The following is a 792-nucleotide window of genomic DNA, read 5'->3' on the forward strand; positions in this document are numbered from 1 at the left end:
GTCGACCTGGCCGCGGTCGGCGGTGTCGCGCAGCGCGGTGTACGGATCGCCGAAGGTCTTCAGGAAGCTGACCGGCACTTCGAGTTCCTCGGCCGTCTCGCGGATCTGATCGCGGAGTTCGGCGTAGAGCTGGAGTGTCGTGTCGTGCTCTACCGTCGCCGCGACCGCCGGTCCGAGGTTGGTCAACGCCGTGCGGCAGACGACGAAGGCGACGATCAGCCTGCCGCTCTCGCGCCGTGCCATGCCGAAGGCGAAAGCGGCCGCGCGCATCGCCGTGTCGGAGCCGTCGACCCCGGCCAGGATGGCCCGCCCCGACCGGCGCCGGGGCGGGCCGAAACGCTCCACAGTGGACTCGAAAGCCCCCGGCGTGCTCATCCCGCGACCGGGTCGGACGCCGGGGCTTCCGTCTTCGGCTCCACGTCGAGGGTGGTGCGCAGGGTGAGCGGCTTGAGCAGTAGCGCCGCGATCACGCCCACGACGCCGACCGCCGCGGAGATCAGGAAGATGTGCGCGGTCGCGTCGCCGTACACGGTGTGCACGATCGTCTGGACCTCCGGCGGCAGCGCCTTGAGGTTCAGCGCGCTGACGCTGCCCGTCGACGCCTGGCCCGAGGGCACGTGCAGCGCGGTGGCCAGGTCGGCGGTGACCCGGTTCGCGAGCACCGCGCCCAGCACCGAGACCCCGATGGTGCCGCCGAGCGACCGGAAGAACGTGACCGAGGCGCTGGCCGCGCCCAGATCCCGCAGCGGCACGGTGTTCTGCACGGCGAGCACGAGGTTCTGCATCGTCATG

The 792-nt window shown here is 71.6% G+C and carries 1 protein-coding gene and 1 pseudogene; both read right to left on the minus strand.

The features are described from left to right. The coding region (locus tag CFP71_RS42450; protein WP_093939457.1) for a universal stress protein at nucleotides 1-375 on the minus strand (375 nt) is incomplete at its 3' end. Further along, nucleotides 372-792 (minus strand): annotated as a pseudogene (locus CFP71_RS42455) (EmrB/QacA family drug resistance transporter); the annotation flags it as partial. The gene CFP71_RS42450 and the pseudogene CFP71_RS42455, both read right to left, overlap by 4 nt.

Source organism: Amycolatopsis thailandensis, from assembly GCF_002234405.1.
GTDB lineage: Bacteria > Actinomycetota > Actinomycetes > Mycobacteriales > Pseudonocardiaceae > Amycolatopsis > Amycolatopsis thailandensis.